Source organism: Corallococcus sp. M7, from assembly GCF_054512695.1.
In genome coordinates this window covers 7,990,571-8,013,227 of sequence record NZ_CM137252.1, presented here as the reverse complement: position 1 = coordinate 8,013,227, position 22,657 = coordinate 7,990,571, and the positions used below count along the sequence as shown (strand labels likewise).

The following is a 22,657-nucleotide window of genomic DNA, read 5'->3' as shown; positions in this document are numbered from 1 at the left end:
TTAGGATGGGCCCATGGCCTCCTCCCCCCTGCGCTTCTGCCTGGACTACCTGTCCCCGTACGCCTACCTCGCCTGGCTGCGCATGCCCGCCATCGCGCAGCGCCACGGCCGGGAGCTGGAGCCCGTGCCGGTGCTGCTCGCGGGGCTGCTCAACGCCGTGGGCTCCGTGGGCCCGGCGGAGATCCCCGCCAAGCGCGTCTACGTCTTCAAGCAGACGTTCCGCATCGCGCACGAGCAGGGCGCGCCCTTCACCCTGCCGCCCTCGCACCCGTTCAACCCGCTCTTGTCCCTGCGCGTGACGGCGGCGGTGGATGACGTGGCGGAGCGCACGCGGCTCACCACCGCGCTCTACTCGGCCGCGTGGGGCCAGGGCCGGGGCATCGAGACGCCGGAGCAGGTGGGCGCGGTGCTGACGGAGGCGGGCTTCGACGCGCGGGCGCTGCTCGAGCGGGCCCAGCTGCCGGAGGTGAAGGACCGCCTGCGCAGGAACACGGAAGGAGCGCTCGCCCAGGGCGCCTTCGGCGTGCCGTCCGTGCTGGTGGACGACGAGATGTTCTGGGGCGTGGACTCGCTGGGCCACCTGGAGCGCTTCCTGGAGGGCCGCGACCCGCTCACCCCCGCGGACCTGGAGCGCTGGAGGGACCTGCCCGCCACCGCGGACCGGCGCCAGGGCGGAAAGCCCCGCCCGTGAACGTGCTCGGGCAGCTGGGGGTCGCCGTCGCCGGGCTGGTGCTGGCCGGCGTGCTCCTGTTCCTCAACTTCTGGCGCGCGCTGCTCTACCTCTTCCCCCACACCGTCCGGGTGGAGCCGGAGGCCCCCGCGGACCAGATGGACCTGCCGGAGGGCCTGGCCCCCCTGGCGGGTCAGCTCCAGGCGCTGGGCTTCACGCCCCTGGGCAGCCACGAGGAGAAGCCGCTCCTCCAGAAGGCCACCCGCTCCTACGACTGGGCGCACCCGGGCGAGCGCGTCTTCGCCACCCTCTATGAGGGGGGCGACCTGCTGCCCCGGCTCTACCTGCTCACCCCCCTGGCATCCGGGGGCTTCGTGGTGACGGCCAGCTACCGCCGCCCCGCGCTGGACCTGCCCGGCTACCGCTCCGGGTCGCTGGAGGACGCCGCACCGGAGCGCCTGTTGCGCGCGCATGTGCGACGACTCGAGGGGTTGGAGCCGGCGGGGCCGGAGGGCTTCACCTGGGAGGGGCGGGTCCAGGCGGCCAGGGCCTGGTACCAGGGCCTGGGGCGCAAGGAAATCCGCCGCCAGAACCTCCAGGGACTGTTGTGGACGGCCATCGCGCTTGCCATCGTCGCCAGCGCCTTCCTGGGACGGCGCGCGGGCTGACGGCCCCCTGGACGCTTTTCCACGTCACGTCGTGCGTGCACCGCGCGCCCCGGAAGAGTAGGGAGACGAGCACCATGAAGAGCGTGTCCAAGAACGAGGAAATCTACTTCCTGTCCGGCAAGCGCACCCCGTTTGGTACCTACGGCGGCAGCCTCAAGGACCTGAGCGCCACCGACCTGGCCGTGGAGTCCGCGAAGGCGGCCCTGGCCCAGGCGGGCGTCTCCCCGGAGCTCATCGAGCATGTCGTCTACGGCAACGTCGTCCAGACGAGCTCGGACGCCATCTACCTGCCGCGCCACGTGGGGCTGCGCACGGGCGTCCCGGTGCCGGTGCCCGCGCTGGGCGTCAACCGGCTGTGCGGCTCCGGCTTCCAGGCCTTCGTCACGGCCGCGGAGATGATGCTGACGGGCGGCGCGGAGGCCGTCCTCGCGGGCGGCACGGAGTCCATGAGCCAGGCGCCCCACGTTATCCGCGGCGCGCGCTGGGGCATCCCCCTGGGCAAGGGCGGCCTGGAGGACATGCTTTGGACGGCCCTCACGGACAGCTACACGGGCAACGCCATGGCGCTCACCGCCGAGCAGCTGGCGGTGGACTACAGCATCAGCCAGGACGACGTGGACCAGTACGCGGTCCTCACCCAGAAGCGCTTCGCCGCGGCGCAGGAGGCGGGCCGGCTGGCGGATGAGATCGCGCCGGTGACGCTCAAGGGCAAGAAGGGCGACACGGTGGTGTCCAAGGACGAGCACAACCGCCCGGAGACCACGGTGGAGGGGCTGCGCAAGCTGCCCAAGGTGTTCAAGAAGGACGGCGTGGTGCACGCGGGCGCGGCCAGCGGCATCTGCGACGGCGCGGGCTCCATGGTCATGGCCACCCGCTCCTTCGTGGAGAAGCACGGCCTCAAGCCCGTGGCGCGGCTCGTCAACTGGGGCATCGCCGGGTGCGACCCGCGCATCATGGGCATTGGCCCCGCGCCGGCCATCCGCAACCTGCTCAAGCGCGCGGACGCGAAGCTTTCCGACGTGGACCTCTTCGAGGTCAACGAGGCCTTCGCGCCCCAGTACCTGGCGGTGGAGAAGGACCTGGGCCTGCCACGCGACGCCACCAACGTCAACGGCGGCGCCATCGCCGTGGGCCACCCGCTGGGCGCCTCCGGGGCCCGCATCACCATGACGCTGGCGTACGAGCTGAAGCGCCGGGGCGGCCGCTATGGTATCGGGTCCGCCTGCATTGGTGGCGGCCAGGGCATCGCCGTGCTGGTCGAGGCGCTCTAAGGAGCGCTCCGTGGCGTTGGGGTACGGGGCAGACGACTTCCTGACGGGACGTGGTGAGATGAGCAACGAGGTGGACGCGAAGACGGCCCGCGAGCGGGCCAAGGCCATCGCCGAGCAGCGCCGTGCCGAGCGCCGCAACCGCAAGCGCCGCTGCGTGGTGTGCGGCGTGGAGGAGAGCGACAAGACGCCCCTGACGGCCCACCCGGAGGGCATCGGTCCCGCCTGCAAGGACGAAGTGACCTGTCAGGCCCGGCGCGCCGCCGCCGGACGCTGAAGGACCGGGACCCTGCGCCCATGCCGCCCGCCGCACTGTTGGCGGGTGGACGATGGGCGGGCCCCCGCCTCCCGGTGGCCTCCCCGAGGGGCGGGAAGTGGCTCCCGGGCCGGATTGTCGGGCCCGTTTCTTGATGGCGCTCCCGACTCGGGGTAAACATTTGTAATCTCTGGTGACACGAGGGTTGGAATGGGCGTTATCAGCTTCACGGGCGTCAAGGTGTTCTCCACCACGCTCGCGCGCGATCGCGAGAACATGGGCGAGAACATCACCAAGTGGCTGAAGGAGAACTCCTCCGTGGAGGTCGTGGACAAGATCGTCACGCAGTCCTCGGACAAGGAGTTTCACTGTCTGACCATCACGCTCTTCTACCGCCACAAGGCTTAAGGCCCCCGGCAGGGCAACAGAAGGCGTGGGATGCGAGGGCGCTTCTCCCTGGTGACACCAGGGTGGGGCGCCCTTCATCGTTTCTGGATTTGGGGTTGCGGACCGGGCGGGCTTCCACCACCTTTGGGCCTCTATGCGACCCATGCGGGGCTACAATCGAGGCGGCGGCGGTTTCGGCGACATGTTCCCGAGCCTGGATTCGATGGCCGCCAAGCTCGCCATCGCGTTCGTGGGCATCTCCGCCCTGTTCCTGGCGACCTCCCGAGGGCAGGGGGCGTTGCTGCTGCTCAACCCGGCGGACGTGATTCTGCGCTTTCGCGTCTGGGAGCTCGTCACCTACGCCTTCGTGGCCACGGGCCCGCTGGGCATCCTCTTCGGCGGCCTCATCATCTGGTCCATCGGTGGCTTCCTGGAGTCCACCTGGGGCGGCAAGCGGCTGCTGCTGGTGGCGGTGGGCATCCCGTTCGTCGCGGGCCTCATCACCACGGCGCTGGCCCTGGTGATGCCCATGAGCGTCTACGCGGGTGGCTCCGTGATGACGGCGGTGATGTGGGTGGCCTACGGGCTCGTCATCGGCAAGGGGCAGACGAACTTCTGGGGCATCCCGCTCACGGGCAACTGGTTCGCGGCCATTGGCGCGGGCTTCACCCTGCTGAACATGCTGACCGCGGGCTCCTGGCGCGCGGTGGCGCCGGAGATCTTCGGCCTGGTGCTGGTGTTCGTGTACGTGCGCGGCGCGAGCCCCAAGCGGCTGATGCTCCAGCTGCAGCACTGGCGCCTGCAGCGGCAGCTGCGTGACCGCTCCAAGCACCTGCGCGTGGTGGACCGCAACCGCCCGCCGGACCGCGACCAGTACCTCAACTAGTGCGCGGCCTCCGGGTGGCCATACTGCTTGAGCTTCCGGTAGAGCGTGGCCACCCCGATGTCCAACTGCTCCGCGGTGCGTGAGCGGTTGCCGCCGTTCTGCGCCAGCACCGCGAGGATGTACTCCTTCTCCATGTCCTCCAGCCGGCGCGGGTTGCCGGTGGGCACCAGGCTGGGCGGCGCGGCGCGCACCTCCTCCGGCAGGTCGTCCCGCTCCAGGCGCGGGCCTTCGCTCAGCGCCACCGCGCGCTCGACGGCGTTGCCCAACTCGCGCACGTTGCCCGGCCAGGGGTAGCGCAGCAGTTGATCCGCCGCGTCCGGGGACAGCCCATTCACGCGGCGGCCCAGCCGCTCGCCGGTCTCCGCCAGCAGCAGCCGCGCCAGGGGGAGGATGTCCTCGCGGCGCTCGCGCAGGGGCGGGATGCGCAGTTCGATGACGCGCAGCCGGTAGAAGAGGTCCTGGCGGAAGCGGCCCAGGCGGACCTCCTCGGACAGCTCGCGGTTGGTGGCGGCCACCACGCGCACGTCCACCTTGCGGCTGGTGTTCTCTCCCACGCGGCGCACCTCGCGCTCCTGGAGGGCGCGCAAGAGCTTCGCCTGCATGGCGGGGGGCACCTCGCCCACTTCATCCAGGAAGAGGGTGCCGCCGTGCGCCGCCTCGAATAGGCCGGGCCGGTCGTGCGTGGCGCCGGTGAAGGCGCCCTTCGCGTGGCCGAACAGCTCGCTCTCCAGGAGGCTCTCCGTCACCGCGGCGCAGTTCACGGCGATGAAGGCCTTGTGCGAGCGGCTGGACTCGTCGTGGATGAGCCGGGCGATTCGCTCCTTGCCCACGCCGCTCTCGCCGGTGACGAGCACCGTGGTGTCCACCTTGGCGGACCGGCGCGCCAGATTGAGCACGCGCTGCATGGCCTCCGAGCGGGCCACCATGCCCGTGGGGTCCTCCGTCACGCCGGACACGCGCGCCAGCGACTGGCGCTTCGCGCGCAGCTTGCGCTCCGCCTGCCGCAGCGCCTCGGTCACCTGTCCGAGCACGCCCTCCATGCACTGCGTCTCATAGAAGCGCAGGAACTCCGTGCACTCGGTGCTCCACTCCGCCTCCGGGCGGCCCACGATGTGGCAGAAGGCGTCGCCCTTGCCCACGCACTTGAGCTCCGCGCAGTAGATCTGCTTGCCGTTGCAGTAGCTGAGGTAGCCGGACGCGAAGCCGGTGAGGCTCCAGCACACGGGCTCCTCCGCCTGGCCCAGGTGGAGCAGGTGCTGCTCGGCCTCATAGGAGTCGCTCCACTGCGCCTCCGCGAAGGGCTCCGGGCCGTCCTGGGCCGTGCGCTCGATGCGCTCCACGCGCACCTGGCCCATCAGCGTGTGCAGCCGGCCGCCCGAGCGGCGCCACTCCGCTTCATCCTTCCAAGGCACCGCGGTCTTCATCGCCTCCGCCGTGCGCCAGCCGTGCGCGTAGCCCAGCCGCGTGAAGATGCCGCGCGCGGCCGTCATCCCCAGCATCCCGATGAGCTCCTTGCGCAGGAGCCCCAGCGTCACCGGGTCCATCAACAGCGCCCGCTGGCCGGCGAAGCGGATGACTCCGCCCTTCGGCTCGAACGCCAGGAGTTCCTTCAAGTCCAAACCTTCCAGACCCGCCACGACGTCTCTCCCAGGTGTTTCAGTCTGAGGTGCTTCTCTATCAATCTGAGAGATGTTTCACAGCGCTGGAATGGGATGCCGAGCAATTCCAATGGGTTATCGTGTCCGCTGCATTGGTCCTGGGGTTGCAGTACAAGCCGCCACGATGCCAACCGGGGTGGACAGACGCGAGGTGCTGCAGGGTGTGGCGGCCGCCGGGGTGGCGGGAGTGATGGGGCCTGGGCCCTCGGCCGCCCGGCAGGTGGCGCCGGCGCTGTTCGTGTCGCACGGCTCGCCCATGACGGCGCTGGACGCGGACGAGTATCCCCAGGCGCTCAGGCGCTTCGGTGAGGGCGCGGGCGCGGTGAAGGCGCTGGTGGTGGTGTCCGCGCACTGGGAGACGGACGCGCGCGTGCACGTCACGGCGATGGCCGCGCCGCCGCTCGTCTACGACTTCTACGGCTTCCCTGAAGAGATGTACCGGCTGCGGTATGCGCCGCCTGGCGCTCCTTCGCTGGCGCAGGACGTGGTGGCGCGGCTGTCCTCGGCGGGCGTGCCCGCGGTGGCGGATGGCGAGCGCGGCCTGGACCACGGCGTCTGGGTGCCCTTGCGGCATGCGTTCCCGGAGGCGCGCGTGCCCGTGTTGCAGGTGGCGCTGCCGGCGGACGCGACGCCCGCGCAGGTGGCGCGCATGGGCGAGGCGCTGCGTCCTTTGCGCTCCGACGGTGTGCTGCTCATGGGCAGCGGCGGGGTGGTGCACAACCTTCGCCGGGTGAATTTCCGAAACAAGCGGGCGTCCGCGGAGCCATGGGCCGCCGAGTTCGACGCGTGGGTCGCCGGAAAACTTGCCGCACGAGACTTCCTCGGGCTTCAGTCATGGATGGACGCACCGAATGCCCGGGTCGCGCATCCATCCGCCGAGCATTGGTTGCCGATTTATTTCGTCCTCGGAGCCGCCCTCCCCGAGGACCGCATCACCCCCGTGTTCGAGGGCTTCCATCACGGAACCTTGTCCATGCGCAGCTTCGCGCTGCGCGCCTGAACCTCGCAGTCCGCAAACTCAAGGAGTCCACACCATGAAGATGTCGCTCAAGTCCGCCATCACGCTGCTCGCCGTCGCCGCCCCGTCGTTTGCCTTCGCGTCCGCGTGGGAGATCGACTCGTCGCACTCCAGCGCGCAGTTCGCCGTGAAGCACATGATGGTGTCCAACGTGCGTGGCACGTTCAGCAACGTGAAGGGCAACGTCAACCTGGATGACAAGGACATCACCAAGTCCACCATCGAGGCGACCCTCGACGCGACCACCATCAACACCAACGAGCCCAAGCGCGACGAGCACCTGAAGAGCCCGGACTTCTTCGACACGGCGAAGTTCCCGACCATCACCTTCAAGTCCACGAAGGTGGCGAAGGCCGGCAAGGACAAGCTGAACGTCACGGGCGACCTGACGATGCACGGCGTGACCAAGCCCGTGACGCTGGCCGTGGAAGGCCCGACGCCGGAGACGAAGGACGCCTGGGGCAACGTGCGCCGCGGCGCCGTGGCGACCACGAAGATCAAGCGCAGCGACTTCGGCCTGACCTGGAACAAGGCGCTGGAGGCCGGCGGCGTGGCGGTGGGTGACGAGGTGACCATCACCCTGGACCTGGAGACCACGAAGAAGCCGGACGCGGCGGCGGCCCCGACGGCCACGGACAAGAAGTAGTCCTCGTCCCAGCCTTGAAATGAAGAGAGGGGCCTCGGGTGACCGGGGCCCCTCTTTTTTTGTGCCCTTGGATGCCCCGGTGGGTGGACCGGGGCACGACAGGACGGCTTCAGCCCTCGGCGACGGCCTGCACGCTGGCGCGGTAGATGAAGATGCGCGCGGTGTTGGTGCGGGTGTCGGCGGGGACGACGAAGAAGCCCGGGGTGGGGCCCTTGAAGTCCTGGGAGAAGCCGGCCACCTGGCGGCCGTCGTTGAAGGTGACGCGGATCTTCGAGCCCTCCGCCTGCGGCTGACGCGCGCCCGCGGCGAGCATGAAGAAGATGGCCTTCACGCGCTTGCCGGGGATGCGCTCCGGGGCGAAGCCGCTCTGCTGCTCCAGGGAGATGGTGTCCTCCAGGAGGTCCGCGTCGCGGATGGTGCCGCGCTTCACCTGTCCTTCGACGGTGTGGATGATGACGCGGTGTTCGCCTTCCACGAAGGAGTTGGCGGCGGACGCGAAGCCGGCCCCTGGCACTTCGAAGAGCGAGTCGTCCGTAGGGCGCAGGTGGTTGGCGGCCACGACCGGGCTGGCGGGGGCCACGGGCGCCGGGCTCCGGAGGGCCGGGCTCGTGGGGGCGGCGGGCGTCAGCCGGGCCACGGGCAGGGAGGGCGCGGCGGAGAGGGACAGGGCCGGCGCGGGGGGCGGAGGCGGAGGGATGGCCGCGACGGGCAGGGCGGGGACCTCCTCCTCGACGAGCTCGATGTCGGCGACGGGCTCGGACTCCACCTCCTCGACGTCGAGGGCGGGGGTGGCGTCGATGTCCGTGTCCACGTCGACGGCGGGCTCTTCCCAGCCGGCGGACGGGGTGGGGGCGGTGATGTCGGTGAGGGAGACCTCTTCCTCGGCGACGGGCTCGCTCCACTCGGCGGCGGGGGCCGGGGGGGCCTGCCAGGTGGACGCCGCGGGCGTGGCGTCGGCCATCCACTCGGGCTGGGCCTCCTGGGGCGCGCCCCAGGCGGAGCGCGCGACGGGGGCCGGGGGGGCGCCCCACGCAGGAGCGGCTTCCTCGACCGGGGCGTCCCAGGGCTGCTGGGCGTCGGTGGACGGCTGGGCCCACGCGGAGCTCGCGGAGGAGTCCTCGGTGGTGGCCCACGCCGACTGCTCGGAGGCGTCCGTGGTGGCCCACGGCTGATCCGCGCCCGGGGTCACGGCCTCAGTGGTTGCCCATTCGGGCTGCCCTTCGATGGGAGCCTCTTCGGCGGCGGCCCATTCCGGCTGCGCGGCGACAGGTGCGGAGGCTTCCGTCGTCGCCCACTCGGGCTGTGCTTCGATCGGAGCTTCTTCGGAGGCCCACTCCGGCTGCACGGCGACGGGCGCGGAGGCCTCCGTCGTGGCCCATTCGGGCTGTGCTTCAATCGGAGCTTCTTCGGAGGCCCACTCAGGCTGTGCGGCAACGGGCGCAGCGGCTTCCGTCGTGGCCCACTCCGGCTGTGCTTCGATCGGGGCCTCTTCAGCGGCCCACTCCGGCTGTGCGGCGATGGGGGCAGCGGCTTCCGTCGTGGCCCACTCCGGCTGAGCCTCAATGGGGGCTTCTTCAGCAGCAGCCCACTCCGGCTGTGCGGCGACGGGGGCGGCTTCCTCGGTGGCCCACTCCGGCTGAGCCTCAATGGGGGCTTCTTCAGCGGCGGCCCACGCAGGTTGCGCGGAGACAGGCGCGGTGGCTTCCGTGGCCGCCCACTCCGGCTGTGCGGCAACAGGCGCGGCTTCTTCCGTGGCCCACTCGGGCTGCGCTTCGATGGGCGCGGCCTCTTCCGTGGTTGCCCACTCGGACTGCGCGGCGACAGGCGCAGAGGTTTCCGTCGTCGCCCACTCGGGCTGCGCTTCGATGGGCGCGCCTTCTTCCGTGGCCCATTCCGGCTGCGCGGCGACAGGCGCAGAGGCTTCCGTCGTCGCCCACTCAGGCTGCGCTTCGATGGGCGCGGCTTCTTCCGCGGCCCATTCCGGCTGTGCGGCGACAGGCGTGGCTGCTTCCGTAGAGGTCCACTCCGGCTGTGCGGCGACGGGCGCGGCTTCTTCCGTGGCCCACTCGGGCTGCGCTTCGATGGGAGCCTCTTCGGCGGCCCACTCCGGCTGTGCAGCGACGGGCGCGGCAGCTTCTTCCGTGGACCACTCCGGCTGTGCGGCGACGGGCGCGGCAGCTTCTTCCGTGGACCACTCAGGCTGTGCAGCGATGGGGGCGGCTTCTTCCGTGGCCCATTCAGGCTGCGCGGCGACGGGCGCTGCTTCCTCGGTGGCCCACTCGGGCTGCGCTTCGATGGGCGCGGCCTCTTCGGTCGCAGCCCACTCAGACTGCGGCGCAGTGGGCGCGGCGGCTTCCGTGGTCGCCCACTCGGACTGCGCTGAAACAGGCGCGGTCTCTTCCGTGGCCCACTCCGGCTGCGCCTCGATCGGCGCGGCTTCACCCGTCGCCCACTCGGGCTGCGTGGCGACCGGGGCGGCCTCTTCGGTGGTCCACTCGGGCTGCGCGGCGACGACGGGCGCGGTCTCTTCGGCCGCGGCCCATTCGGGCTGGGCTTCGATGGGCGCGGCTTCCTCGGCGGCCCACTCGGGCTGGGCCTCGATGGGCGCGGCCTCCGCGGTTCCCCACTGCGGCTGCGTGGGAACGGTGGCGGTGCCTTCGGCGGTGGTCGCCCATTCGGCCTGCGCGGCAACAGGCGCGGCTTCTTCCGTGGCCCACTCGGGCTGCGCTTCGATGGGCGCCTCTTCAGCGGCGGCCCACTCCGGCTGCGCGGCGACGGGGGCGGCTTCTTCCGTGGCCCATTCGGGCTGGGCCTCGATGGGGGAGGCTTCTTCCGTGGCGCTCCAGTCGGACGCCTGTGCCGGCTGCTCGGCGTTGGCCTCCGTCGTGGCCCATTCGGACCGGGCCTCGATCAGCGGAGCCTCTTCGGACGGGGCGACGGGCGTTGCCGTGGAGGCGGCCCATGCGGATTCGGTCGCCGGGGCATCCCACGCGGGCGCGGCGTTCGCGGTGGGGTGCTCGGACGACTCGGTGGCGGCCCACTCGGGCTGCAGCTCGATGGGGGCGGCGGGCTCCACTGCATCGGCGGCCCACTCGGGCTGGAGCTCGATGGCGGCGGACGTGTCCTGCAAGCCCACGGTGGAGGTGGCGTCCGAGGGCTCACCCTCGGCGGACCAGGACTGCGCATCCTGACCCGAGGTGTCCCACGCCGAAGGCTCGGTGGACTGCGCCTCGGCGAGCGACTCGGCGGCGGTGGCCAGCGGCACGGCATCGTCGGCACTGCCGCTCAGCTCGCCCCACTGCTCCGATGCAGGGGCCACTTCGGCCGAGGGCTCGACATCGTCCGAGCCGAGCTCCAGCGTGTCGGCCTCGATATCCGGGCCGACCGGGATGCTGCGGATCCGCAGCGACGGAATGCCCGACTCATTCGCGAACGGGGAGGGCGGCGGAGTGAGCTGCTGCTCCTCTTCGGCTCCCAGGTCGGCGACGTCGAAGGTCTGCGCCTCCACACCGGCCGCGACCGCGCCGCTGTCGGACCCAACCGCGGCGCCTTCGTGGGCGACATCGTTGGCGTCGAGAGCGATCTCCTCGGCGGAAGCTTCCGCCGCGGGGGCTTCACCGGACTGCCAGTCCGTCGAGACGTCGCTCGCGTCGAGCGCGATCTCTTCGGCGGGCGTCTCCGTCGCGACGTCATCGGTGCCGAGCGTGATCTCCTCGGCGGAGGTCTGCACCGGCGCCGTGGTGTCGGACTGCCACTCCGTCGCGACATCACTCGCGCCGAGCGCAATCTCCTCGCTGGAGGCCTGCGCCGACGTGGCGCTGTCCGACTGCCAATCCGTGGCGACCTCGCTCGAATCGAGCGCGATCTCCTCGGCGGGCCTCCCGGTGGCGACGGCGCTGTCGGCCGTCCACTCCGTCACCGCGTTGCCAGGGGCGAGTGCGCTCTCGTCGGTGGATGCGGCCGTGTCGGCCTGCCAATCCGTGGCGACATCGCTCGTGCTGAGCGGGATCTCCTCGGCAGGAGCCTCCGTCGCGCCGGCCTGCCAATCCGTGGCGGCGTCGTTCGTGCTCAGCGCGACCGCGTCGGCCGCCGGAGTTTCGCCAGCCGTCTGCCAATCCGTGGCGACGTCGTTGGTGTCGAGCGCGATCTCCGCGTCCGCGGACGGAGCCTCACCCGAGGCCTGCCAGTCCGTGGCGACGTCGTTGGTGCCGAGCGCGATCTCCGCGCCCGCGGACGGAGCCTCACCCGAGGCCTGCCAGTCCGTGGCGACGTCGTTCGTGCCGAGCGCGATCTCCTCCGCCACGGCCTCGCCGCCGGTCTGCCAGTCCGTGGCGACCGCGACTTCTTCGGCAGGAGTTTCGGCAGCCTGCCAATCCGTGGCGATGGCGTCGTTCGTGCCGAGCGCATCGGCTGCCGGAGTTTCGGCAGCCTGCCAATCCGTGGCGACGTCGTTCGTGCCGAGCTCAACCGAATCAGCCGCCGGAGCCTCACCCGTCGCCTGCCAATCCGTGGCGACATCGGTCGTGCCGAGCGGGATCTCCTCCGCCGGAGTCTCGGCAGCAGCCTGCCACTCGGTGGCGACGGCGTCGTTCGTGCCGATCACATCGGCCGTCGGAGCCTCACCAGCGGCCTGCCAATCCGTGGCGACATCGCTCGTGCCGAGCGCGGGCTCGGCAGCAGCCTGCCAATCCGTAGCAACTTCGTTCGTGCCGAGCTCAACTGCATCGGCCGCCGGAGCCTCGCCCGCCGCCTGCCAATCCGTGGCGACGTCGCTCGTGCTCAGCGCCATCGCATCGGCCGCCGGAGCCTCACCCGCCGCCTGCCAGTCCGTGGCGACATCGCTCGTGCTGAGCGGGATCTCCTCCGCCTCCGCGGTGGCCTGCCACGCAGCCTCGACCTCGGTGCCGGTCGCCGTGGCTTCCGCGCCGGACTGCCAGGTCCCCGCGCGGGCCGTCTCCGGCTGCCAGTCCGTGGCGACGTCGCCCGCGTCCAGGGCGATCTCATCCGCGGGGACTTCCGTGGCCGCGGCGCCGTCGGTCCACGACTCCGCGATGTCACCCGCGCCGAGCGCGATCTCTCCACCTTGCTCCGGCGCTCCAGCGACAGGGGCTGCATCCGTCCCCCACGCTCCCGCCGTCTCCGTGGCGACCGCCTGCGCCTCCTGCACGGCTTCTACCGGCGCGGCGGGCTCCGCCGTCGCGACGTCACTCCAGTCCCACTCCGAGGCCGTGCCTTCGGCCGGCGCCGCCGGCTCCACCGCGAGCGGCGCGGTATCGAGCGCGCTGGCCCGCGACTCCTCGGACTCCACCGCCAGCGGCGCCGCGTCCCACGCCGCGTCCACGGGCGACAGGTCCTCGGCCATCACCGCCTCGGCGACGGGCTCGGCCTCCAGCAGCTCCGCCTCTCCGACCGCGTGCTCCGCGGAGGCCAGCGCCTCCGCCATCGGATCCAGACCGGACGCCGCCGGGGCCTGGGCCTCCGACTCGACCTCCATCGATAGGTCCGCGAACGAATCCTCCAGCGAGGGCTCCGGCGCGGCGGCCTCCACCGGGGGCGGCGTCTCCGCCGACAGCCCGGAGAAGTCCTCCTCGGCGCTCGTGCCCCACGGCTCCGCCGCAGCGGCGGGCGAGGTCGCCACGGGCGCCTGCGGCATCCACGGCGCGGGTTCACTCAGCGAGGGGATGTCGATGTCGTCCGTGCTGAGGCTCAGGCTGTCCGGCTCGGAGGGCGCCTGCGGGGCATAGGCCTGCGGATCCACCGGGGCCGCGTAGCCCGCCGCCGCGTTCGGGTCGTACGCCGCGTTCGGGTCGTAACCCTGCTGCGCCCAGGCCGCCGCCGCGTTCGGATCATAGGCCGCCGCGTTCGGATCATAGGCCGCCGCGTTCGGGTCGTAGCCGGCGGGGTAGGCGTACCACTGGCCATCCTCGCCGTAGTAGCCCTGCGCGTTCGGGTCGTAGCCAGCGGGGTAGGCGTACCACTGGCCATCCTCGCCGTAGTAGCCCTGCGCGTTCGGGTCGTAGCCGGCGGGGTAGGCGTACCACTGGCCATCCTCGCCGTAGTACCCCTGGGGCTGCTGCTCGGGCTGGGCCCACGCCTGGGCCGCCGCCGCGGTGTCCGCCGCGTCCTGGATGCCCAAAAGGCCGCGCAACTCGACCCAGCGAGCCTCCTCGACAGCGGACAGGCTTCCCAGCTTCCGCTTCTCATCCAGGAAGCGGAACTCTCTCATCGCGGCGCGCGTATCGGACATCCGTCACCTTGCTGCGCCAGCGTCTTGGGGGGACCGCCGCAGCGAAAATCTTGGAGGCCCGCGAGTGTAGGGGACTCCCGCCAGGGGGTAAACCAATCCGCCACGCCCGACCGGCCGCTACCTCCCCGAGAGGGCGGCACGCACCGCCTGGTCCAGGCCGGCGAAGTCCTTCTCGTAGGTGGCCTTCAGGGCCTCCTGGAAGGAGTCGGCCTGACCCGCCTTCTGGATGAAGTCCAGGAGCTTCTCCTGGCCCCCCAGCCGCACCAGCTCCCGCACCGCCATGGCGGATGTTCCATAGGCGACTTCCGGCTGGGACATGGAGATGGGCGCCTGCTGGTCCATGTCCGACAGCTTCGGCAGCCGCCCCTGCTTCGCCTGGACCTTCATCACGTCGCGCAGGTGGCGCGGGGGGCCATCCAGCCCCAGGTAGCGCCACTCGATGTACTCGGCCAGGCCCTCGTTGAACCAGCGGGGCAGGGCGCCGCCGCCGCGCGGGCTGATTTCGTCCAACGCCGCGTGCACGTACTCGTGGACCAGCGTGGCCTTTGTCGCCTGCGTCAGCTCCGCCGCGTCGTTCATGCGGATGGCGTCCTCGGAGTACAGGCCGGCGACCGCGTTCGCGTACCGGGCGCCCATGTGCGTGGCGAACTCGTCGCGCGTGTAGAGCACCACGTTCAGCTGCCGCTCGCGGGCCTTCCCCAGGGTCCGCTGGGTGAAGTCATAGGCCTCGTCGAGCGCGGACACGACCTTGCCCTCGTACTCCGCGCGCTGGCCGAAGTCCCGGTCGCTGTTGAAGTAGCGGATGGCGAAGCGGCTGTTCTGGCGCACGCGCATGCCGTCCTTGCCCACGCCGGACTCGTAGCTCAGGCTCGCGGTCTGGACGCTCCCGCCTCCCGAGCCCTTCGCCTGGCGCGTGTCCCCCGGACCGGGCTCGCCGTTCATCCGCAGCTCCAGGCGCTCCGCCTCGCGCCGCGCGGCGCCTTCCTCCGACACCTGCGCGCGCGCCTGCTGCATCAGCTTCTTCGCCTCCGCGGCCTCCTTCGACTTCGCGGGCACCTGCTGCAACGTGGCCAGCGCCCCCGCCGAGTCCTTGTCCTGCAACTGCAACCTGCCCAGCTCCAGCGCGAACGCGCCGTCCTTGGGGAAGGTGGCCAGGCCCTTCTTCAGCGCCTCCTCCGCGGCGGCCCGCTGATCCGTTTTCAGCGCGGACTTCGCCAGGCAGCGCAGGCCGCCCGCCGTCTCCTGGAAGGCCACGGCGCGCTCGCCCAGCGAGTACGCCATCACCGCGTCCTCCGCGAGCAGCGCCTCGCAGCCCTTGAGCAGCGGGGCCGCCACGGAGGGCCGCTGCGCCTCCGGATAGGAGGCCGGATCCGCGGCGGCGAACGCGAGGTACAGCTCCTCCCACTCCTTGTGGGCGGCCAGCTCCTTCGCCTTCTGCGCGGGAGGAGCGGCGGCGAGGAGCAGCAGGGCGATGAGGGGCGTGTTCATGGGTTTCCGGAGTATCGCCGAAGCCCCGAGCGCCCGCGCAAGCCTCCCCGCCCTACGTCCGGGCGACCTGCCAGCCCTGGGACTCCAGCGCGGACATCAGCTCCTGGATGTGCGCGTGCCCGGTGGTCTCCAGCATCACCTCCACCGTGGCCTCGCCCAGGCCCGCCTTGGAGAAGGCGCGGTCGTGGTGCAGGTCCACCACGTTGGCGCGCATCTCCGCGATCTGCGTGGTGAGCCGCGCGAGCATGCCGGGCCGGTCCGGCAGCCGGACCTCCAACTGCACCAGGCGGCCCGCCTTCACGAGGCCCCGCTCGATGATGCGGCTGATGACGTTCATGTCGATGTTGCCGCCGCCCACGATGATGGCGACGCGCTTGCCCTTCGCCTGGGGAATCCGGCCGTTGACGAGCGCCGCCAGCCCCGCCGCGCCCGCGCCCTCCGCCACCGACTTCTCCTGCTCCAGCATCATCAGGATGGCGGCGGCGATCTCCTCCTCGTCCACCGTCACCATCGCGTCCACGTACTTGCGCACGTGCTCGAAGGTGAGCTCCCCCGGCACCTTCACCGCGATGCCGTCCGCGATGGTGGTGCCCGCGTTCGTGAGCTCCGTGCGCTTCCCGGCATCGAGCGACGCCTTCATGCTGGCGATGGTGGAGGCCTGCACGCCCACCACCTGGATGCGCGGGTTGGTCTCCTTCAGGGCCACGGCCACGCCGGAGATGAGCCCGCCTCCGCCCACCGGCACCACCACCAGCTCCAGGTCCGGGCACTGCTCCAGCAGCTCCAGCGCGAGCGTGCCCTGGCCCGCGATGACGTGCGGGTCGTTGAAGGGGTGCACGAAGACCAGGTTCTCCGCGGCCTGGATGCGCAGGGCCTCCGCGTAGGCCTCGTCGTAGTTGGCGCCCTTGAGCACCACGCGCGCGCCGTAGTCATCACGCGTGCGCGTGACCTTGATCAGCGGCGTGCGCTCCGGCATCACGATGGTGGCGCGGATGCCCAGCCGGCGCGCGTGGTACGCCACGCCCTGCGCGTGGTTGCCGGCGGAGGCCGCGATGACGCCTCGGCGCTTCTCCTCTTCCGTCAGCGTCAGCAGCTTGTTGAGCGCGCCGCGCTCCTTGAAGGCGCCGGTGCGCTGGAGGTTCTCCAGCTTGAAGTACACCACCGCGCAGTCGGTCTTCTCCGTGAAGTAGTCCGACGCGGGGCACGGCGTGGGGCGCAGCGCGGTGCGGATCCGTTCGCGCGCCGCCTGGATGTCCTGCAGGGTGACCATCATGGGCGGCCGTGTAGCGGAAGCGCGGCCCGCACGGAAGCGGCCCGGAGCCCCACGCCTGCCTGCCCGCGTGCGCGGCGGGGTGCGTCAGATGCCGCGCAGCACCGTGGCCTTGCCCACCCGGCCAATGGCCAGGATGTAAGCGGCCGTCCGCATGGAAACCTTACGAGACCGTGCAATCTGCGCCACCCGGTCGTAGGCCTCCTTCATCGTCTTCTCCAGCTCCGCGTTGACGCGGTCCTCCTCCCAGGAGACGTGCTGGAGGTTCTGCACCCACTCCAGGTAGCTCACCGTCACGCCGCCCGCGCTGGCCAGGATGTCCGGCACCACGAAGATGCCGCGCTTCTCCAGGATGTCGTCCGCCTCCGGCTGGGTGGGGCCGTTGGCGCCCTCCACCACCAGGCGCGCGCGCACGCTGTTGGCGTTGTCGCGGGTGAGCACGTGGCCCAGGGCCGCGGGGATGAGGACTTCGCAGTCCGCCGCGAGCACGTCCTCGTTGCGGCACGGCGTGCCGCCGCTGAAGCCCGTCACGGTGCCGGTGCGCTTCACGTGCTCGAAGAGGGAAGGCACGTCCAGGCCCATGGGGTTGTACATGCCGCCCAGCACGTCGGACGCGGCCACCACCACGCCGCCGTCGCCCCAGATGAGCTGCGCGATGTGGCTGCCCACGTTGCCGAAGCCCTGGATGGCGAAGCGCGTGCCCTTCACCGGCATGCCCAGGTCGCGCAGGATTTCACGGCACACGTAGAGCAGGCCGCGCCCGGTGGCGGCCTCGCGGCCCTTGGAGCCGTACAGCTCCAGGGGCTTGCCCGTCACCACCGCCGGGGAGTGCCCGTGGTAGCGCGAGTACTGGTCCATCACCCAGGCCATCACCTGGGGGTTGGTGTTGACGTCCGGCGCGGGGATGTCCCGCGTGGGCCCGATGACGTCCTGAATCTGATCCACGAACTTGCGCGTGAGCCGCTCCACTTCCTTGAGGCTCATCTGCGAGGGGTCGCACGCCACGCCGCCCTTGGCGCCGCCGTAGGGCACGTTCACCACGGCGGTCTTCCACGTCATCAGCGACGCGAGCGACACGCACTCGTCCTGGTCCAGGGCGGGGTGGTAGCGCAGGCCGCCCTTCATGGGGCCGCGGCTGTTGTCGTGCTGGATGCGGTAGCCCAGGAACGTGCGGATCTCGCCGGAGTCCATCTCGATGGACACCTGCACCTTCACCTCGCGCAGGGGCGTGGCCAGGAGCGTCTCGATGGGCGTGCCCACGTCCATCACCCGCGCGGCCTTGCGGAAGTAGTAGTTGGTGCCGTCGACGGCGTTCATGGTGGGCTTCACTCCTGGGGACAGACGGAAAACCTTAACAGAAGCGGTGCGCTACGATGGGTGCGTCCATGCGCCCCCACTCCCCGGACGACAGCGACGCCGGTTCGTCCCTGCAGGGACTGGCGCGGCGGATCCGCACGTTGCGCGAGCGCCGGGGCCTCACCCAGGAGGACTTCGCCGCCCGGTGCGACATCTCCGTGAGCTTCGTGTCCCTGCTGGAGCGCGGCGAGCGCAACCCCAGCTACGACACGCTCCTCCAGGTCGCGGCCGCGCTGGAGCTGCCGCTGGGGGAGCTGTTCCGGCTGGAGGACGCGGAGGACGCGGGGGCTCATCGGCTGGTGGAGTGGGTGCGGCTGAAGAAGCTGGGGCGGGACGACGTGGACCGCCTGCTGGCCGTGGCGGAGGCGATGTTCAGCGGCGGGCCGGGCGCTCCGGCGCCTCCGGCGAAGGAGGCCAGCGCGGCCTGCGCTTCACCGGAGTGCGGCCGGCCCGTGCTGGCCCGGGGGCTGTGCGTGGCGCACTACCACCGGGCCCGCAGGAAGAAGGCGGCTCCGGAGCCTTGAGGGAGCCGTGAGCCCCCCAAGGCACGGAACAACTACTTGCGCTTGGCGCGCTCCACCTTGAGCGTCTTGCCCTCGCCGTGGGGCTTGCCGTGGGTGGCCTCGAAGCCCGCCACGTCCTCCTCCGCGACGAAGACGTACGCGTACGTGGGGCGCAGGTCGGTGCGCAGCACCTTGCCCGCCGGAGCGCCCGCGGCCTCCAGCGCGGCGGTGACGCCCGCCTCGTCCAGGCCCTCCTGGCGGCCCAGGCCCACCCACAGGCGCGCCTGTCCGGGGAGGTCCGGCAGCGCCTCGTGACGGGGGCGGCGCTCTTCACGCTGGCCGCGCGGACGGTGCCGCTCCAGCTTCAGCGGCTTCTCGTTGTGCGCCTTGCCGTTGAGCGACTCGAAGCCCGCGGCGTCCGCTTCCGGCACGTAGACGTAGCCGTAGGTGGGGCGGGTGAGGGCCTTGATGACCTTGCCGGCCGGGGCACCCAGGGACTCCAGCGTGGCGGGCAGCTTCGCCTCGTCCATGCCGTCATCCGAGCCCAGGTTCACCCAGAGCTTCACCTCGCCGGGGCCCGCGTCCGGGGACGGGGGCGGGCGGGTGCTGGTGGTGTCGCGCTCGCTGCGTGGCTTGCTCTTCTCCACGCGCAGCGTCTTGCCGCCGTGCTGCTTGCCGTTGAGCGCCTCGAAGCCCGCGGAGTCGTCCTCGGCCACGAAGACGTACGCGAACGTGGGGCGCAATTCCGCGCGCACCAGCTTGCCCACCGGCGCGCCCGCCTCCTCCATGGCCGTGGCGATGCTGCCCGGCCCCAGGCCATCCGCGGTGCCCAGGTTCACCCAGAGCTTCGTCTCGCCCGGGCCTGCCTCCAGCGCGGCGGAACCCGCACCCCGGCGCTCACCGCGGTCCTCGCGGCGCTCGTCACGGCGCGGACGGCGCTCGCGGTCCGGGTGCTCGTCACGACGCGGACGCTCGGTGCGCTCGCCCCGGTCCTCGCGGCGGGGACGCTCCCGGTCGCGCTCGCGGTCCTTGCCCCGGCGCTCCGTGGGCTTGCGCTCCGGAGCCGGCTCGCGCTTCTCCACCTCACCGGCGGCCTGGGCCTTCTCCATGCGCAGGCGGCTGAAGTAGTACTTGATGAGGAAGGCGATGAGGTCGTCCGCGTCCGGGCGCTGCTTGAGCTGAGAGGCCAGGGGCAGGAAGCCCTCGAAGATGCTGGAGCCCATGCCCTCGCGCAGCTCACGCACGTGGCGCTCGGTCCACAGGTGCATGGCCTCTTCGGGCGCGGGCATCTCGCGCATCTCGAACTTGATGCCGAACTTCTTCTCCAGCACGGTGAACGTCGCCAGCTCGCGCCCGGAGAAGAGGTTGATGGCCGTGCCCTTGTTGCCGATGCGGCCCGTGCGGCCCACGCGGTGCAGGTAGACGGCGGGGTCCTCCGGCAGGGAGTAGTTGATGACGTACTCCAGCCCGGAGATGTCGATGCCGCGCGCCGCGATGTCCGTGGCGACCATGAAGGCCACCTCGCCGCGCTTCACCTTGCCCATCACCCGCTCGCGCTCCTTCTGCGGCAGGTCTCCGTTGAGCAATTCCGCGTCGAAGCCGTTGCGGTTGAGCACCGCGGTCACCAGCGCCGTGTCATCCCGCGTGTTGCAGAAGATGATGGCGTTGGAGGGCTCCTCCTTCTCCAGCACGTAGATGAGGTTGCGCGGCTTGGGGAACTGATCCGACACGTCGTAGCGGATGTGGTGGATGTGCTCCACCGTGAAGACGTCGCCGGACAACAGCAGCGTCTCCGCGTTCGTCGTGTAGCGCGCGATGAGGTTCTGGATGTCCGTGGGGACGGTGGCGCTGAAGAGCAGCACCTGGCGCGTCTTCGGGAGGCGGTCGAGGATGCGTGTCACTTCCTCGTAGAAGCCCTGGTTCAGCATCTCGTCGGCTTCGTCCAGCACGGCGTGGTCGCAGCCGTCCAGCTTGAGGTTGCCGCGGTTGATGTGGTCGAAGACGCGGCCCGGGGTGCCCACGATGATGGGCGTGCCCTCTTCCAGCGCGTCCTCCTGCTGCTTCATGGAGGCGCCGCCGTAGATGGCCGCCACCTTCACGCCCTTGTACTTGGCCAGGGTGGTGAGCTCCTCCGCCACCTGGAGCGCCAGTTCGCGCGTGGGGCAGAGGATGAGGGCGCGTACGCGCTTCTCGTCCGCGGGGATCTTCTCCAGCAGGGGCAGGCCGAAGGCGGCCGTCTTGCCCGTGCCCGTCTTGCTGCGGACGATGAGGTCCTTGCCCGCCATCGCGGGGCCGAAGGCCTTGGCCTGGACGGGGGTGGGACTGGTGTAGCCGCGCTCCGCCAGTGCACGGCGGAGGGGCTCGGAGAGGTTCATTTCGTCGAAGCTGACGTCCGCGATGTATTCGGCGGGACGCGTCGAGGCTTCGTCAGGCGCCGGGGCTCCCGGCGTGGGCTCTTGGATGTCGCTCATCGGGCATGGGCATAGCCCCTGCATTACCCTCTGGCAACAATCGCGGCACTTTGGGGTATGGAGCGCGCATGGCGAATGGGAGGAAGAGAACCAATGGTCCGGCCGCCCCCCGGCCCCGCGCGAAGCGCCCCGCGGCCTCCGCCCGACCGGGGACCGCCCGGGAGACCGCCCCGGAAACCCCCGAGGAAGAGGTGGAGGAGACCGCCCAGGACCCGGACGCCCTGGAGCCGGACCTGGCGGAACTGAACGAAGCGGAGGCGGAAATCGAGGAGACGCCGTCTCCGGCCCGCGCCGCCCGGCCCGCGGCCCTGGTGCGCGCGGAGGGCACCAGCGCCCTCACCAATCGGGACCCGCTCCAGGCCTACATGGCCGAGGTGACGAAGCACCCCCTGCTCACCCGGGAGGAGGAGCACCGGCTGGCCAAGGAGTACCAGTCCACGGGGGACGTGCGGGCGGCCTACCGCCTGGTGGCCTCCAACCTGAGACTCGTGGTGAAACTGGCCCACGAGTATCACCGCAACCCCCTGTCCCTGCTGGACCTGGTGCAGGAGGGGAACATCGGGCTGATGCAGGCGGTGAAGAAGTACGACCCGGACCGGGGCGTGAAGCTCAGCTCCTACGCCGCCTGGTGGATCCGCGCGTACATCCTTCGCTACATCATGGACAACTGGAAGATGGTGAAGCTGGGGACCACCGAGGCCCAGCGGAAGCTCTTCTTCAAGCTGCGCCAGGAGCAGGAGAAGCTCGTCGCCCAGGGCTTCGAGGCCAGCCCGCGCCTGTTGGCGGAGCGGCTCAACGTCACCGAGCAGGACGTGGTGGAGATGGACCAGCGGCTGGGGCACGACGAGATGTCCCTCGACGCGCCGCTGGGCAACGATGGGGACTCGGGCGCCACGCGGGCGGACCGCTACCTGCCGTCCAGCGCGGTGCCCGCCGACGAGCGCCTGGGCAGTGAGCAGCTCAAGGCCCTCTTCCGGGAGAACCTCAACGCCTTCGCCCAGACGCTGGAGGGCAAGGAGCGCTACATCTTCGAGCACCGCCTCACCGCGGACGAGCCGCTCACGCTCCAGGACATCGGTGACAAGTACGGCGTCAGCCGCGAGCGCGCCCGGCAGATTGAGGCGGCCCTCATCAACCGGATGCGTGAGTTCATGCGTGAACGCATTCCGGACTTCGACATGGTGGCGGTGCCCAAGGGCTGACGCGGTGGGGAAGGGTGGGGGCGCGGGGTGCGAAGGGGCCGCGCTAGAATGGGCGGCCTCCACACCCCACTGCTTCCCGTCCGGGAGGTTGTCCCCCATGCGCCACCTGCTTCGCGCGGCCCCGTTGTGGGCCCTGACCCTGTCCGCCGTCCTCTTCTCCGGTTGTGCCGGCCACCAGCGCGACAACTACATCCGCGACCGCGCGGCCACCGCCGCCTACGAGCAGCCGCTCGCGCAGCTGTGGCCGGAGGTGAAGGCCATCATGGATGAGCGCGGCTATTCGTGGCGCGAGCTGCCCAACCAGTTCGTGCTGGAGACGGAGTGGCTGGACTCCGGCGGCGGCACGCTGGGGCCCACGTCCTCCACGCGCTACCTCATCGAAGGCGTGACGCTGGCGGACGGCCGGGCCGTGCTGCGCGCGCTGCGCACCGACCGCGTGCAGCAGTCCGTGGGCGTCAGCTACGCCACCGACAAGGGCACCGGCAGCGCGGCCACCGGCGGCCTGGCGGACGAGAACGGCGTGGGCCGAAGCACCAGCGGCGTGGCGCCGGCGCAGAAGGCCAGCTACCGCGACCTGGACCTGGAGCTGGAGTTCTTCCGCAAGCTCAACCCGAAGGGAGCCACGGCCCTGGAGGCCGAGGCGTCCGCGAAGTACCCGTAGGG

Annotated in this window: 17 protein-coding genes; 11 read left to right on the top strand and 6 right to left on the bottom strand. The window is 71.1% G+C overall.

Features of this window, described 5'->3' with window-relative positions:
* Positions 1-13: 13 nt before the first annotated feature.
* From ACX114_RS32020 to ACX114_RS31995, 6 genes are all read left to right on the top strand, one after another.
* Positions 14-691 carry a DsbA family protein gene (locus ACX114_RS32020; RefSeq protein WP_459290870.1) on the top strand — a complete coding sequence of 226 codons (678 nt, stop codon included), beginning with the start codon at positions 14-16 and terminating at the stop codon, positions 689-691.
* Positions 688-1,338 carry a hypothetical protein gene (locus ACX114_RS32015; protein ID WP_459290868.1) on the top strand — a complete coding sequence of 217 codons (651 nt, stop codon included), beginning with the start codon at positions 688-690 and terminating at the stop codon, positions 1,336-1,338. The genes ACX114_RS32020 and ACX114_RS32015 overlap by 4 nt, the downstream gene beginning before the upstream one ends.
* A 74-nt stretch (positions 1,339-1,412) precedes the next feature.
* Positions 1,413-2,609: an acetyl-CoA C-acetyltransferase gene (locus ACX114_RS32010; RefSeq protein WP_459290866.1), complete on the top strand. Its 1,197-nt coding sequence runs from the start codon at positions 1,413-1,415 to the stop codon at positions 2,607-2,609.
* A 58-nt stretch (positions 2,610-2,667) separates the two neighbouring features.
* The gene (locus ACX114_RS32005; protein WP_014399195.1) at positions 2,668-2,883 is read left to right on the top strand and encodes a hypothetical protein; all 216 of its coding nucleotides are present in this window, start codon (positions 2,668-2,670) and stop codon (positions 2,881-2,883) included.
* A gap of 189 nt (positions 2,884-3,072) precedes the next feature.
* Positions 3,073-3,270 carry a hypothetical protein gene (locus tag ACX114_RS32000; protein WP_207047995.1) on the top strand — a complete coding sequence of 66 codons (198 nt, stop codon included), beginning with the start codon at positions 3,073-3,075 and terminating at the stop codon, positions 3,268-3,270.
* A 202-nt stretch (positions 3,271-3,472) separates the two neighbouring features.
* Positions 3,473-4,135 carry a DUF1751 domain-containing protein gene (locus tag ACX114_RS31995; protein WP_459290864.1) on the top strand — a complete coding sequence of 221 codons (663 nt, stop codon included), beginning with the start codon at positions 3,473-3,475 and terminating at the stop codon, positions 4,133-4,135.
* On the opposite strand, the gene ACX114_RS31990 is transcribed toward ACX114_RS31995, so the two are convergent.
* Positions 4,132-5,772, bottom strand: coding sequence for a sigma 54-interacting transcriptional regulator (locus ACX114_RS31990; RefSeq protein ID WP_459290862.1), 1,641 nt, complete (start codon positions 5,770-5,772; stop codon positions 4,132-4,134). The genes ACX114_RS31995 and ACX114_RS31990 overlap by 4 nt on opposite strands.
* A 145-nt stretch (positions 5,773-5,917) precedes the next feature.
* On the opposite strand from ACX114_RS31990, the gene ACX114_RS31985 reads away from it, so the two are divergent.
* A complete protein-coding gene (locus ACX114_RS31985) occupies positions 5,918-6,793 on the top strand; it encodes a dioxygenase family protein (RefSeq protein ID WP_459290859.1) in 876 nt (291 codons plus the stop codon).
* A 34-nt stretch (positions 6,794-6,827) separates the two neighbouring features.
* Entirely contained in the window at positions 6,828-7,457 is a 630-nt protein-coding gene (locus tag ACX114_RS31980; protein ID WP_459290858.1) for a YceI family protein, read from the top strand.
* A 109-nt stretch (positions 7,458-7,566) separates the two neighbouring features.
* Here ACX114_RS31980 and ACX114_RS31975 read toward each other — a convergent pair whose 3' ends face one another.
* From ACX114_RS31975 to ACX114_RS31960, 4 genes are all read right to left on the bottom strand, one after another.
* Complete coding sequence (locus ACX114_RS31975) at positions 7,567-13,704, bottom strand: DUF6982 domain-containing protein (RefSeq protein WP_459290856.1); 6,138 nt, start codon at positions 13,702-13,704, stop codon at positions 7,567-7,569.
* A 117-nt stretch (positions 13,705-13,821) separates the two neighbouring features.
* A complete protein-coding gene (locus ACX114_RS31970; protein WP_459290854.1) occupies positions 13,822-15,192 on the bottom strand; it encodes a peptidase MA family metallohydrolase in 1,371 nt (456 codons plus the stop codon).
* Positions 15,193-15,244: 52 nt separating this feature from the next.
* Complete coding sequence (locus tag ACX114_RS31965) at positions 15,245-16,462, bottom strand: threonine ammonia-lyase (RefSeq protein WP_459300332.1); 1,218 nt, start codon at positions 16,460-16,462, stop codon at positions 15,245-15,247.
* 87 nt (positions 16,463-16,549) lie between these two features.
* Positions 16,550-17,779 (bottom strand): Glu/Leu/Phe/Val family dehydrogenase, encoded by a 1,230-nt coding sequence (locus tag ACX114_RS31960; RefSeq protein WP_459290852.1) that lies wholly within the window; start codon positions 17,777-17,779, stop codon positions 16,550-16,552.
* A 68-nt stretch (positions 17,780-17,847) separates the two neighbouring features.
* On the opposite strand from ACX114_RS31960, the gene ACX114_RS31955 reads away from it, so the two are divergent.
* Positions 17,848-18,342, top strand: a complete 495-nt coding sequence (locus tag ACX114_RS31955) for a helix-turn-helix domain-containing protein (protein ID WP_459290850.1) — start codon at positions 17,848-17,850, stop codon at positions 18,340-18,342.
* Between the two features lie 32 nt (positions 18,343-18,374).
* Here ACX114_RS31955 and ACX114_RS31950 read toward each other — a convergent pair whose 3' ends face one another.
* Positions 18,375-20,792: a DEAD/DEAH box helicase gene (locus ACX114_RS31950; protein ID WP_459290848.1), complete on the bottom strand. Its 2,418-nt coding sequence runs from the start codon at positions 20,790-20,792 to the stop codon at positions 18,375-18,377.
* 68 nt (positions 20,793-20,860) lie between these two features.
* On the opposite strand from ACX114_RS31950, the gene ACX114_RS31945 reads away from it, so the two are divergent.
* Together ACX114_RS31945 and ACX114_RS31940 are read left to right on the top strand one after the other, a co-directional pair.
* A complete protein-coding gene (locus tag ACX114_RS31945) occupies positions 20,861-21,994 on the top strand; it encodes a sigma-70 family RNA polymerase sigma factor (RefSeq protein ID WP_459290846.1) in 1,134 nt (377 codons plus the stop codon).
* Positions 21,995-22,091: 97 nt separating this feature from the next.
* Positions 22,092-22,655 carry a hypothetical protein gene (locus ACX114_RS31940; RefSeq protein ID WP_459290844.1) on the top strand — a complete coding sequence of 188 codons (564 nt, stop codon included), beginning with the start codon at positions 22,092-22,094 and terminating at the stop codon, positions 22,653-22,655.
* Positions 22,656-22,657: the final 2 nt, after the last annotated feature.